General features: G+C 68.8%; 13 protein-coding genes. 6 read left to right on the forward strand and 7 right to left on the reverse strand.

The window, feature by feature from the left end:
- Nucleotides 1-10: 10 nt before the first annotated feature.
- Nucleotides 11-1,855 carry an ABCB family ABC transporter ATP-binding protein/permease gene (locus tag EV672_RS12655; protein WP_243738678.1) on the reverse strand — a complete coding sequence of 615 codons (1,845 nt, stop codon included), beginning with the start codon at nucleotides 1,853-1,855 and terminating at the stop codon, nucleotides 11-13.
- A 25-nt stretch (nucleotides 1,856-1,880) separates the two neighbouring features.
- On the opposite strand from EV672_RS12655, the gene EV672_RS12660 reads away from it, so the two are divergent.
- From EV672_RS12660 to EV672_RS12685, 6 genes are all read left to right on the forward strand, one after another.
- Nucleotides 1,881-2,303 (forward strand): acyl-CoA thioesterase, encoded by a 423-nt coding sequence (locus EV672_RS12660; RefSeq protein ID WP_243738679.1) that lies wholly within the window; start codon nucleotides 1,881-1,883, stop codon nucleotides 2,301-2,303.
- Between the two features lie 27 nt (nucleotides 2,304-2,330).
- Nucleotides 2,331-2,819 (forward strand): glycine zipper 2TM domain-containing protein, encoded by a 489-nt coding sequence (locus EV672_RS12665; protein WP_133609780.1) that lies wholly within the window; start codon nucleotides 2,331-2,333, stop codon nucleotides 2,817-2,819.
- An 86-nt stretch (nucleotides 2,820-2,905) separates the two neighbouring features.
- Nucleotides 2,906-3,553, forward strand: coding sequence for a MarR family winged helix-turn-helix transcriptional regulator (locus EV672_RS12670; RefSeq protein WP_133609782.1), 648 nt, complete (start codon nucleotides 2,906-2,908; stop codon nucleotides 3,551-3,553).
- A gap of 53 nt (nucleotides 3,554-3,606) precedes the next feature.
- Entirely contained in the window at nucleotides 3,607-4,305 is a 699-nt protein-coding gene (locus tag EV672_RS12675; RefSeq protein ID WP_133609784.1) for a glutamine amidotransferase, read from the forward strand.
- A gap of 161 nt (nucleotides 4,306-4,466) precedes the next feature.
- A complete protein-coding gene (locus EV672_RS12680) occupies nucleotides 4,467-4,703 on the forward strand; it encodes a thioredoxin domain-containing protein (RefSeq protein WP_133609786.1) in 237 nt (78 codons plus the stop codon).
- 50 nt (nucleotides 4,704-4,753) lie between these two features.
- Nucleotides 4,754-5,500 (forward strand): 2OG-Fe dioxygenase family protein, encoded by a 747-nt coding sequence (locus EV672_RS12685; protein WP_133609788.1) that lies wholly within the window; start codon nucleotides 4,754-4,756, stop codon nucleotides 5,498-5,500.
- A gap of 24 nt (nucleotides 5,501-5,524) precedes the next feature.
- On the opposite strand, the gene EV672_RS12690 is transcribed toward EV672_RS12685, so the two are convergent.
- From EV672_RS12690 to EV672_RS12715, 6 genes are all read right to left on the reverse strand, one after another.
- Nucleotides 5,525-6,730 carry a DUF5666 domain-containing protein gene (locus EV672_RS12690; RefSeq protein WP_133609789.1) on the reverse strand — a complete coding sequence of 402 codons (1,206 nt, stop codon included), beginning with the start codon at nucleotides 6,728-6,730 and terminating at the stop codon, nucleotides 5,525-5,527.
- Nucleotides 6,730-7,620, reverse strand: coding sequence for a DUF6502 family protein (locus tag EV672_RS12695; RefSeq protein WP_208110771.1), 891 nt, complete (start codon nucleotides 7,618-7,620; stop codon nucleotides 6,730-6,732). Before EV672_RS12695 ends, EV672_RS12690 begins: the two co-directional genes overlap by 1 nt.
- 103 nt (nucleotides 7,621-7,723) lie before the next feature.
- The gene (locus tag EV672_RS12700; protein ID WP_133609791.1) at nucleotides 7,724-8,500 is read right to left on the reverse strand and encodes an enoyl-CoA hydratase; all 777 of its coding nucleotides are present in this window, start codon (nucleotides 8,498-8,500) and stop codon (nucleotides 7,724-7,726) included.
- 86 nt (nucleotides 8,501-8,586) lie between these two features.
- Complete coding sequence (locus EV672_RS12705) at nucleotides 8,587-10,473, reverse strand: CocE/NonD family hydrolase (protein WP_166643565.1); 1,887 nt, start codon at nucleotides 10,471-10,473, stop codon at nucleotides 8,587-8,589.
- A gap of 114 nt (nucleotides 10,474-10,587) precedes the next feature.
- Nucleotides 10,588-11,442: an alpha/beta hydrolase family protein gene (locus tag EV672_RS12710; protein WP_133609795.1), complete on the reverse strand. Its 855-nt coding sequence runs from the start codon at nucleotides 11,440-11,442 to the stop codon at nucleotides 10,588-10,590.
- A 129-nt stretch (nucleotides 11,443-11,571) separates the two neighbouring features.
- Nucleotides 11,572-12,795 carry an acetyl-CoA C-acyltransferase gene (locus EV672_RS12715; protein WP_133609797.1) on the reverse strand — a complete coding sequence of 408 codons (1,224 nt, stop codon included), beginning with the start codon at nucleotides 12,793-12,795 and terminating at the stop codon, nucleotides 11,572-11,574.
- Nucleotides 12,796-12,808: the final 13 nt, after the last annotated feature.

Here is a 12,808-nt window from a genome sequence, read left to right on the forward strand (position 1 = left end):
AGCCGCAAGCTCAACCTTGCGGCCCAAGCTGACCCTGCCCATGCTCCCCCGCCTGCTGCAACCTCCACATCTGCGCATAGCGCCCGTTGGCGCCCAGCAGCAGCGGGTGGGTGCCGCGCTCGATGATGCGGCCATGCTCCATCACCAAAATCTCGTGTGCGTTGACGATGGTGGACAGCCGGTGCGCGATCACCAGCACCGTCTTGCCCTGCGCCACGGCGGCGAGTTCGGCCTGGATGGCGCGTTCGTTGGCCGAGTCGAGGGCCGAGGTGGCCTCGTCGAACACCAGGATGGGCGGGTTCTTCAGCAGCGTGCGCGCGATGGCCACGCGCTGTTTTTCACCGCCTGAGAGCTTCAGCCCCCGCTCGCCGACCATGGTGCCGTAGCCGCCGGGTGTGCTGGTGATGAAGTCGTGGATGCGCGCCGCACGTGCGGCCTGCTCGACCTCTTCGCGCGTGGCCTCGGGCCGGCCGTAGGCGATGTTGTAGGCCACGGTGTCGTTGAAGAGCACGGTGTCCTGCGGCACGATGCCGATGGCGCGGCGCAGGCTGTCTTGCGTCAGGCCCTGCACGTCGTGGCCATGCACGGTGATGCGGCCCTGCTGCACGTCGTAGAAGCGGTAGAGCAGGCGCGCCAGCGTGCTCTTGCCCGAACCCGAAGGGCCGACCACGGCCACGGTTTGCCCGGCCGGGATCTCGAAGCTCACGTCGTGCAGGATGGGCCGCGCCGGGTCGTAGGCGAAGTGCACGTGGTCGAAGCGCACCGAGGGGGCGGCCTGCACGCCGTGGCCTTTGAGCAGCAGCGGGCGCGCATCGGGCGCATCGGCCACCTCGCGCTCGCGCAGCATCAGCGTGAACATCTTGTCGAGGTCGGTCAGCGACTGCTTGATCTCGCGGTAGATGACGCCCAGGAAGTTCAGCGGGATGTAGAGCTGGATCATGAAGGCGTTGACCATGACCAGGTCGCCCACCGTCATGCGCCCAGCCACCACGCCTTCGGTGGCGCGCCACAGCATGGCGATCAAACCCACGGCGATGATGGTCTGCTGGCCCGCGTTGAGCAGCGACAGCGTCTGCTGCGACTTCACGCCGGCACGGCGCAAACGCTCCAGGGCCTCGTCGTAGCGGTGCGACTCGAAGGCCTCGTTGTTGAAGTACTTGACGGTTTCGTAGTTCAGCAGCGAGTCGATGGCGCGGGTGTGGGCTTTGGAGTCGAGCTCGTTCATCTCACGCCGATAGCGCGTGCGCCAGGTCGTGACCGTCACCGTGAAGGCGATGTACACGACGAGCGCGCTCAGCGTGATCCAGGCAAAGGCCATGTCGAACTTGACGGCCAGCAGCGACAGCACCAGCGTGACCTCGATGAGCGTGGGCACGATGCTGTAGAGCGAGTAGGAAATCAGCGAGTGCACGGCGCGGGTGCCGCGCTCGATGTCGCGCGTCATGCCGCCGGTCTGGCGCTCCAGGTGGAAGCGCAGGCTCAGGGCGTGGAGGTGCGAGAACACCTGCAGCGAGATGCTGCGCGCCGCGCCTTCGGTGGCCTTGGCGAACACCAGCTCGCGCAGCTCGGTGAACACCGAGGTGGACAGGCGCAGCAGGCCGTAGGCCACCAGCAAGCCCACCGGCACCACCAGCAGGGCCTGCGGGCTGCTGGCGTTGGGCGCCAGGCGGTCCACCAGGTTCTTGAGCAGCAGGGGCACGCCCACGTTGGCCAGCTTGGCGCAGATCATGAAGCTCAAAGCCGCCACCACGCGCCACTTGTAGGTCCACAGGTAGGGCCACAGGCGCGCCAGGGTGTCGCGGTCGCTGCGCCGCTGGGTGGCGCCTTCTGGAACAATGGGGAGGTTTTTTCGCACCCTTCGATTGTCGATCGCTTTGACCATGCCCGTCTCCCCTCGCCCCCAGACCCTCCTGACCCCGCCCGAGCTGCACCCCGACATGGAGCTCGTCATGCGCGTCATGCCCATGCCCAAGGACGCCAACGGCAATGGCGACATCTTTGGCGGCTGGATCATGTCGCAGGTGGACCTCGCCGGCTGCGTGCTGCCTGGGCGCGTTTCGCGCGGCCGCGTGACCACGGTGGCCGTCAACGAGTTCATCTTCCGCAATGCGGTGTCGGTGGGCGACCTGCTGTCGTTTTACGCCCGCGTGGAGCGCATCGGCAACACCTCGGTGACGGTGCACGTCGAGGTCTGGGCCGAGCGCCAACCCGCCGATCCCATCCTGGTGAAGGTGACCGAGGCCAAGGCCACCTACGTCGCCATCGACCGCGATGGGCGCCCGCGCCCGGTGCTGTCGGTCTGACATCTCACCATTTTCCAGGAGCACCCCATGCGCACCCACCTCCCCCCTGCCACCCACCCCACCTCGCGCCTGTCCGCCCTGCTGGGCTGCGCCCTCGTGGCCGCGGCCCTGAACGCCCCGCTGCAGGCGCAGGCGGCCGCCACGTCCGCTGCGACACCGGCCTCCGGCAAGGCGTCTGGCGCCACGGCGCCGCGCAAAGGCACCGTCACCGACGTGCGCGAAGTGCAGGTCAAGGGCGAGGGCTCGGGCGTGGGCGTGGTGGCTGGCGCGGTGGTCGGCGGCCTGCTGGGCAACCAGATCGGTCGCGGCTCGGGCAACACCATCGCCACGGTAGGCGGTGCCGTGGCGGGCGGTTATGCCGGCAACGAGGTCGAGAAGAACGTCAAGAAGAGCACCCTCTTCAAAACCACCGTCCAGTTCGAAGACGGCAGCGTGCACAGCTACACCCTGGGCCAGCGCTACGCCGTGGGCGCCCGCGTGCAGATGAACGGCAAGAAGGTGACGCTGGCGCCTTGAGCGGCCCCTGGGTCAACCCGTTCAGCGGGTGGGCGGCTTATGATCAGGTGTCCTGACCATCCTGCCGCCAGCGGCAGGCCCCGTCCATGCCCTCCACGCCCCCGTCCGTGACGCCACCTGTGACGCCACCTGCCCCCTGGCAGGACACCCCGCCGGTCAGCGCCCGCGTGATCGACGCCATCACCCGCATCGGCACGGTGATGCGCGCAGGCGTCTGGCAAGCCGCTGCCGCCGAGCACCTGCCGCCGGCACAGGCCGACATCCTCGACCTGCTGGCCGCCCGGCCCGAGGGCGTGCGCCTGTCCTGGCTGGCCGAGCAGCTTTCGGTCAGCGCCGCCAGCGCCAGCGATTCGGTCTCCTCGCTGGTCGGCAAGGGCCTGGTCGTCAAGGTCAAGGCGCCCGACGACGGTCGCGCCGTGGCGCTGCGCCTGACCCCGGCGGGCCGCAAGGTGCACCGCAAGTTGTCGCAGGCCCTGTCCTTCGGGGAAGATGCCGTGGCCCGCCTGCCCGCCGCCGACCAGGCCGCCCTGTTCGAGCACCTGCTGGGCCTCATCCGCCATTTGCAGCACACCGAGCACTTCCCCACTTTGCGCAGCTGCACCAGCTGCCAGCACTTCCGGCCCGGCAAGGGCAACAAGCCCCACCGCTGCCAGCTGGTCGATGCGCCCCTGCCCACGGCCTGGATCCGCCTGGACTGCCCCGAGCACCTGGGCACCGAGGTGACACCGCCTTGAACCACGGCTCCCGGCCCTGAAGACCCCACCCCGCACACCCAGGAGGTTTCGCCATGCCCACACCCCGCCACGCCGTCGTCGTCCAGCACCTGGCTTTCGAAGACCTGGGCAGCTTCGCGCCCGTCTTGCGCGGACTGGGCTGGACGTGGTCCTGCCTGCAAGCCGGGGTGGACGACCTGGCCCCTGCGCGCGAGGCCGAGCTGCTGGTCGTGCTGGGCGGCCCCATCGGTGTCTATGAAACCGACACCTACCCCTTCCTGAACGATGAGCTCGCCCTGCTGCGCGAGCGCCTGGCGGCCCAGCGCCCCACCCTGGGCATCTGCCTGGGCGCCCAGTTGATGGCCGCCGCCCTGGGCGCACGCGTGCACCCCGGCGGCACGAAGGAGATCGGCTGGTCTGCCCTGCAACTGACGCCGCAGGGCGAAGCGTCCTGCCTGCGCCACCTGGCCGGCGTGCCCGTGCTGCACTGGCATGGCGACACCTTCACGCTGCCCGACGGCAGCACCCACCTGGCCAGCAGCGCGGTCTATCCGCACCAGGCCTTCGCGGTAGGCACCCATGCGCTGGGCCTGCAATGCCACGTGGAAGCGCAGGGGGCCGACTTCGAGCGCTGGCTCATCGGCCACGCGTGTGAGCTGGCCTCGACCGGGCTGGACGTGCCCGCCTTGCGTGCCGCGGCGCACCACCACGCGCCCGCGCTGGAAGCCGCCGCTGCCTGTGTGCTGCGCGACTGGCTGGGCGCCTTGCCCTGATCCGCTTGAAGCGCTGACCGGCACACGCGGATACCCCTGAGATTTGTCAGGTTGATGCGCACGAGGGCTTGCGTTAATTGATTAGGATTCCTACATTAATGAGGCCTTGTGAACCAACGCAAGGTGCCTTCATCCACCCCCATCCCCCAGAGAGGATTCCCATGAAAGAAACCGCCACCTTCTATCACGCAGGCTGCCCTGTGTGCATCGAAGCCGAACGCCAAGTGGCCGCCGCGCTCGACCCCCAACGCTTTGACGTCCAGGTCGTGCACCTCGGCGAGCAACGCGGCCTGCTGGCCCAGGCGCGCGCAGCGGGCGTGAAGTCTGTGCCCGCGCTGGTGCTGGGGGGCTTGCCCTTCCACATCAACCACGGCGCCGACCTGAGCGCACTCGGCTGACCTTGCCCTGCCTCAGGCAGGGGGCCGTGTCTTCATGTCATAGTTCTGACATGCGCTCCCTGTCTAACCCCGCCCAGCTTGACGACGTTGGCGCCGCGCTGCGTCACGATGGCTGGGCCCTCATGCCCCGCGACATGCTCCTGCACTGGCTGCCTGCCCAGGCCGCCGATGCCGACACGCTGCACGCCAGCTGGTCCGACCTGCCGCCCGACACCCACCTGCGCGACGGCGGCCACTACCGCTTCCGCCGCCACAGCTGCTTCGTGCTGGACCACGCCAACGATGCGGCCCGCGCCACGCTGACGCAAACGCCGCACCGCGCGCACTGGCAGCCGGTGACTTACAACGCCCTGCACGGCGGCTTTGAGCGCTGGTTCGAACCCATGCACGCAGGCACCACCGCCCACCCGATGTGGCAGGCCCTGCTGACCCGACTGGGCAGCCTGCTGGCCGAGGTCAAACCGGTGAGCACCTGGTTCATCGAGGCCCACCAGTTCCGCGTGGACACCGCTGGCGGCATCGGCCGCCCCACGCCCGAAGGCGCCCACCGCGATGGCGTGGACTTCGTGGCCGTGCTCATGCTGGAGCGCCAAGGCATCAAGGGTGGCGAGACCCGCGTCTTCGAGGCCGACGGCCCCAACGGCGTGCGCTTCACCCTCACCGAGCCCTGGAGCATGATGCTGCTGGACGACGAACGCGTCATCCACGAATCCACCCCCATCCAGCCACTCGGCGACCACGGCTGGCGCGACACCCTGGTGCTCACCTTCCGGCAAGGCGGCTTCCAGGGGCCGTGAAAACCGAGGCGGGACGGTAGCAGGTCAGCGGCAGCCGCTGTCGCGCTGGACCGAGGCGGCGCGCACTTGGCTGGCGCTGACCGCTTCACCTTTGACCTTGAGACAAGGCTCGTTGAACGTCACATTGGCGCCCACAGCCGCGGTGCGGTAATCAATGGTCAGACCGCGCAAGGTGAAGGTCTTGTTGCCGGGATTGTGGAGGCTCGGCGCACCGTACAACTCGGTCTCCCTCGTCCGGGCTTCGTCTTCTTCTTCCAGCTCGGTCGCCACGAGCACGCCGTTCTGGAACCGCCCCTTCACTTCCAGCAAGCCCGTCTGGTTGGACAAGGTCGCGGCCCCCGGGATGGCGCTGAGGTCCACCAGCGTGGTGCCCAGGTAAGCGCGCACCGTGGTGCCCGTCACGCTGTAGCCCGACAGCCGCCCCTCCAGGCGCACTTCGCGCTCACCGGTGAAGAAACTCTGACGCACGTCCAGCTGCGTGGCCCGGAGGTTCTGCAGGTCCACGGAAGGCTGCAAACGGACCCTGAGCAAGCTGCCAGGCTGCACACCCGCCGGCAAGGTCAGCGGCAACAGGTAGCGCACCCTCACATTGCCGGGTCGCAAGGTGATGATGCGGTTGGCCGTGTCGATCGCATCCACCACGCCAGAGAGTTTGTAGAACACCGGTGAGCTCACCACGTCCACCCGCGTGGCCGTGACGCCTGCGCCGCCCTGCACTGGCAAGCCGTGAACCACCACATCGGCGCCATCGCTCAAACCTGCGTCTGGCAGCACGGTGCTGGCATTGACCGTGACCGTCTGCCCCAGGACCACGAAAGACGCCGGCCGGCTCGCCCCCTGCACCAGCGAACCGACCCGCCCGATGAGCTCCGAGGCGTACCGCACCTGGGCCGCTGTGGCTGTGCCTGGGCCGCTGGCCGTGGCAGTGACCGCCGACCCTTCGACCTCGACCGTCACGCCCACCAGCAGGTCATCGGCGGAAGGCAGATCGCCGGTGTCCTTGTCTTCGCCGAGCAGGGTGGCGCTGCCCACGTCGTAGCGCACGCCATTGACGATGATGGAGCCCAGGCCCGAGATGGGCCCGTTGGTGTAGGAGCCCGTGCCGCCGCTGCCGACACCCCCGGTGTTGTTGGAGGCCGTCTGGCCGCCCCCGCCACAGCCGTGCAGCACCCCCGCCAGGGCGATGGCCCACAGCGGTGCGGCCCACACCAGTTTGAGGTGTCGCAACATCACGTTTCCTTCGGCTTGGACGTGGCCTTGGCCGCGCCATCGGCACCCGCGGCCTCATGAGCGGCGGTGTCCTCGTGGTAGGTGAACAGCCCGAGCCTGACGCGGCGGCGAGCCGGCTTGCCGGCCAGCGCGTCTTCCTCGATGCGGTTTTCGAGCAAAGGCACGGCCTCGCTCAACAAGGTCTTCCAGTGGCGGCGGGCCAGGGCGCGCAGCATCTCCACGGACTCGGGCGACAGACCATCGGCGAACACGGCCTGCTCGAAGTGGGTGGACTCTTCGGCCAGCACGTTCTGCACGGCGGCCTGCATGTGGTCGCCCACGTTGGTGCCCAGGAAGCCCAGCATGCGCTGCCAGTCGCCGCGCGGCGTGAAGCCATCCTGGATGAGGGTGACGGTGTCGGCGTCCACATCCCAGCGCGCCAACTGCAGGCGGCAGAGTTCGTCGAGCAGGCTGCGGGGGTGGACGTCTTGGGTGACCGAGCGGGCCAGCGCCTCGAAGCTGGGCGCATCGCCGTGCCGAGGCAAGGGCCGTGGCCTGCCGCGCACGCGCAGGCTGCGATCCGACAACCAACGGGTGAACACCTGGGAAGCCAGCGAGGCCTCGGGCACGGGCGGACCGGCATCGACTGCCTCCACCAGGCGCGTGACTTCGCGGCGGTTGATGCCCGTGACCGTGCTGATGCGGCTGACCAAGCGGTGTGGTGCCTGACCCAGCGCGATCTGTTCGTCGCGGGCGGCGTGCACGAAGGCCTGCTTGAGCGTCTCTTCGGCGCTGGCATAGGTCAGACCGCGGGCCACCGCCAGGCGCGCCAGCGGTGCCATGACCGAGCGCAGGGCGTCGATCAGGACCTCATGGTCGGTGGGCGGTTGAGGGGCGTCGGAAGAGGGCATGGGCGCGGCCGCGACGCCAAAATGGGCGTAGTGCCCATTTTAGCGGGGAAGCGTGTCCCTGTCGGTTGGGCGCCCCTTCAAACGCAGGGCATGGGACGCCCGCTCAGCACTGCGAGAAGTCTGGCTTGCGCTTTTCCATCACGGCGCTGATGGCTTCCTTGGCCGCGGGGCCGCGCAGCAAGGCGCCGAAGAGCTTGAGCTCGTCGCCCATGATCTGCTGCAGGCCGACCTGGCCCTTCTTCATCAAGGCCTTGGTGGCGGCCAGCGAAGCCATGGGCTTGGCGGCCAGCTTGGCGGCTTGCGCCTGCGTGTAGGCATTGACTTCGCCCGGGGGCAGCAGGCGGCTGACCAGGCCCATCTCCACGGCCTCCTCGGCGTAGAAGGGCTCGCCCAGCATCAGCTTTTCGGCGGCGCGCGGGTAGCCCACCAGGGCGGGCAGCAGCAGGCTGGCGCCGGCTTCGGGGCACAGGCCCAGGTTCACGAAGGGCAGGCTGAAGGCGGCGTTGTCGGCGGCATAGACCAGGTCGCAGTGCAGCAGCAAGGTCGTGCCGATGCCCACGGCCGGACCGGCCACCGATGCCAGCAGCGGCTTGGGGAAGGTGCGCAGGGCTTCGAGGAAGCGCACGACCGGCGCGGGTTCGGCGTCTGGCTTGGACGTGTCGGGCGGGTTCTTCAGAAAGTCGGCGAGGTCGTTGCCGGCGGTGAACACCTGCTCGTGGCCTTGCAGCACGACCACGCGCACGGCAGCGTCTTCTGCGGCGGCGAACATGGCATCGGCCAGCGCGTTGTACATGACCGTGGTGATGGCGTTTTTCTTGTCCAGACGGTTGAAGGTCAGGGTCAGGATGCCGTCTTCGCGGTGCTGCAGGATGTCGCTCATGGGGTGTCTCCGTGTCGGTGAACCCGCATTAGAAAACAAAAATCCCGCGCCAGGCGCGGGATCCCCCTGCTCGGCGGCCGAGTCGCTCAGGGCGCACGCAAATCGATGCCCAGGCGCGGCATCCAGGCCGTGCCGCTGACCGTCACGGGCATGACGGTGGCTTGGCGCACATTCAGGCTCAGCGAACCTGTGATGGCGTACTGTTCGTGCGCGCCATAGACGAGCAAAACAAGCTGCGAGCCCGCCGGCAAACGCTTGCCCACGCCGGGCAAGGGCACGTCGTGCGTGCCCAAGCCGCGCAGGGGCTGCAGCTGGTTGTCCACCAGTTCGATCAGGCCGCTGGTGTGGACCACGCCCGTGCCCACGAAGACGATGGGGTCGCCGCCCACCAGGGCACTCAGCGGGTTGGCGGACAGGGTCAGGGCCACGTGCGGCACGCCCGCCACCACGTCGCCACGGCCACCGGTGCGCTCGCCCAGCTTGACGATGGTGGGCACCGCCTGCGCCCCCGCCACCACCTTCGTGGCCGGCACGGTGTAGGCCGTGCCCGAGCGCCCGGTCGTGACCTGGTCCACCAGCACGGCGTCATCGCCCGACAGCGACAGGCAGGTCTGGCGTGGCACCACGTCGGCCGCACCGGCGATGCCCTTGAGGTGCTGGTCGAAGAAGGCGCGACGCGCCACCATGGTCTGCACACGGCCGCACTGGTCCTTGAGCTGGTCCTGCGGGTTCTGGAACAGGTAGGCACCGGGGTCGGGCACCACCTGCAAGGTGTTGTGGCCGGTTTGCGTGGTCATCAGGCGCACGTCGCCGCCCGAGCGCGCCAGGCACTGCTGGTTAGCCAGGCCCGCGTTGAAGTTGAACAGCGTGTCGCGCATGCCCTGGATGAACAGCGCGTGCGTGCGTGGCGCCTGGCGCGGCATCAGCTCGGGGCGGGTGCCAGGGCCACCGTTCGTCAGCACCGGCTTGCCGCTGCACCAGTAGCTGGTGCTGTGGTAAGCGAAGAAGTCGCGCAGGCCGGGCGTGAGCTGGTTTTGCGCGAACGAGATCGCGAACTGCTGCACCAGGAAGGGGTCGGAGGTCGAACCGGTCTTGACGCCGGCGCGGCTGCCCAGCAGCAGCAAGGCCGGGTCCCACAAGGCCTTGGGCACCGAGCCCGGCGCCAGGCTGTAGGGCAGGTCGTGCGGCGCGATTTCGGGGACGATGGCGTCCAGGCGGCGCTTGGGGTCGATGTGGGTCAGCAGCAGCTGGTACATGCCGCCGTAGGAGCCACCCATCGAGCCCAGCACCAGGTTGTGCGGATCGCGCCCGTCGTTGCTGGGACCGTAGCGCAACCAGCCCAGGTTGGCCTCCAGCCAGTCGAGGATCGCCAGCAGGTCCTTGCCCTCGAAGTCCGGGTCCATGACGCGCACATTGCCGCTGCTGTCGCCATGGCCGCGTTGGTCGATGCTGACCACGCCATAGCCGTTGGCGCGCAGGTCGGCGATGGCGGCATCGCCCGTGAGGTCGGGTGCACCCGCGGGCGTGGGCACCGGCACGGGAGAGCCGCTCGCCGTGGCGCGGGAACCGCCGTAACCGTGTCCGTGCAGCACCAGCGGGTAGGTCTGGCCAGGCGTGAACACGGCGGGCTCGAAGATGGTGAAGGCAGCGGTGTCACCCGTGGCCGCGACCTTGATCTTGACGTCGATGGCGCGGCCCGCGCGGCTGTCGCCGGGCGAACCTGTGCCGCCAGCACCCACCGGCAGCGCGGGCAGGTCCAGCGACGCCGACACCGACACGGTGACCGCCGCCTGCAGGGTCGCAGCCTGGGCACGTGGCATCACCGCGAAGGCGGCGCCGACCAGCAGGGTGAAAGCGGCCATCGCCAGCGCCGGTCGCCGAGCCTGGGTGGCGCTCAGCGCTCGGGGGGCAAAGTGAGGCGAGTGGGGGCGGCGGGTGCCGGGGATGCTGCGGGTACTGCGGGCCAGGGCCATGAAACACTCCATCCAAATACAACCAATGGGTTATGCCATGGGCGAAGGATGCAGGAAGTGCGTGAACCAGCCTTGCGAGAAAACCCTTTGAATCGGGCCTGACCCACCCCCCGTTCAGGTTGCCTTGCCCGTCAACCATGCCAGGGCCTGGGGCCACAGCGGCTTGCCGCAGGAGGCGCGGAAAAAGTCGAAATGCCCCACGCGCCGCACGCCATGGTCACGGGGGCGCAGCCTCACGTGCGTCTGCGGGGCCTGGGTGTAATGCGCGTGGTGCTGGCGCACACCGTCGTTGGTGGCCAGCGTGTCGTCGGTGAGCATCACCACCGTCATCGGCGTGCGCACCTGGGCATAGGCCTGGCGCACGGCCGGGCTGTGGCTCACCACGAAATCCGGGTGCAGGGCCCAGCGGCGCCACTGCAAGGCCACGCCGGCCGGCATGTCGCCCACCGCGCCCAGGCGGCGGCCCGCGAAATAGCCATGGCGGCGGATGCTCCAGGGCATGGCCAGGTGCCACAGCAGGCCCACGTAATAACGCAGCGGCCGCGCCAGCCAGTCGCGGTGGCCGTGGCCAGCGGCGATCGTCACGGCGCGGTCGATGGCCGGGTGCGGCGGGATCGCACCGAACAGGATCCCGCCCATGCTGTGGCCGAACCAACTGATGGGCACACCGGGAAAGCGACGCACGGCCTCGTCCACCGCGGCCGGCGCGTCACGCTCGGCCCAATCCAGCAGGTCCGCCCGGTAGCCACGCAACACCTTGGGCGCGGACAGGCCCATGCCGCGCCAATCGAAGGTGATGACGGCACAGCCCTGCTTGGCCAGCCAGCGCGCGTGGTCCCAGTAAAACATCTGCGGCACGCCCAGCGCGGTCGCGATCACCACCACCCGCCGCACCTCGCCAGAGGGTGGCGTGAAGCAACGGGCGGCCAACTTCTGGCCATCGGCGGTGTGCAGGGTCAGGGTGTCCATGCGGGAGGCAACAAGGTGGGGAACATGGAAAAGCCCGCGTCGAGCGGCACTCGATGCGGGCTTTGGGAGGGCCTGTCCAGGGCCTGCGGCAGGCAGGCCCCGAGCTTCAGGCCAGGATCACGAACGGGGTCACAGGCTGTCCACGCGCTCGAAGATGCCAGCAGCGCCTTGGCCCGTGCCGATGCACATCGTCACCATGCCGTACTTGCCGCCGGTGCGGCGCAGGCCGTGCACCACGGTGGCGGCGCGGATGGCACCGGTCGCACCCAGGGGGTGGCCCAGGGCGATGGCGCCGCCCATCGGGTTGACCTTGGCGCGGTCCAGCACGTGGCCCTTGCTGTCGAGGTCCTTGAGCACAGCCAGCGACTGCGCAGCGAAGGCTTCGTTGAGCTCGACCCAGTCCATGTCCGATGCCTTCAGGCCGGCGTACTCCAGGGCCTTGGGGATGGCCTCGATCGGGCCGATGCCCATGATCTCGGGCGGCACGCCCTTGACCGCGAAGGCCACGAACTTGGCCAGCGGCTTCAGACCGTACTTCTCGCAAGCTTCCTTGGAAGCCAGGATCAGGCAGCCAGCGCCGTCGGAGGTCTGCGAGGAGTTGCCGGCCGTGACCGAACCCTTGGCAGCGAACACCGGACGCAGCTTGGCCAGGCCTTCCACCGAGGTGTCAGGGCGGGCGCCTTCGTCGCGGCTGATGACCTTCTTGGAGATGGTCACTTCGCCGGTTTCGAGGTTGGGCGTGCGCACTTCGACCTCGACCGGGGTGGTCTCGGCATCGAAGAAGCCAGCTTGTTGGGCGGCGATGGCGCGGCGGTGCGATTCGGTGGCGAAAGCGTCCTGCTCTTCGCGGGTCACGCCCCACTGCTCGGCCACCTTCTCAGCGGTCATGCCCATGCCGTAGGCGATGCCGACGTTCTCGTCGAGGTTGACCACGGCGGGGTTGAACGAAGGCTTGGAGCCGCCCATGGGGACCATGGACATCGATTCCACGCCGCCAGCGATCATGACCTCGGCTTCACCGACGCGGATGCGGTCAGCGGCCATGGACACGGCGGTGATGCCAGCCGCGCAGAAGCGGTTGACGGTGGCGCCGGCCACGGTCTTGGGCAGGCCCGACAGCAGCGCGGCGATCTTGGCCACGTTCATGCCTTGTTCGCCCTCGGGCATCGCGCAGCCCACGATGGCGTCTTCGATGGCAGCCGGGTCCAGCGTCGGAACCTGCTTGAGGGCGTTCTTGATCGTGGCAACCAGCAGGTCGTCAGGACGGGTGTTCTTGAAGACGCCACGACCAGACTTGCCGATCGGGGTGCGGGTGGCAGCGACGACGTAAACGTCGCGGAGTTGCTTGGACATGTGTGTGTCTCCG

The sequence above is a fragment of the Aquabacterium commune genome (assembly GCF_004362855.1).
GTDB classification, from domain to species: Bacteria; Pseudomonadota; Gammaproteobacteria; order Burkholderiales; family Burkholderiaceae_C; genus Aquabacterium; species Aquabacterium commune.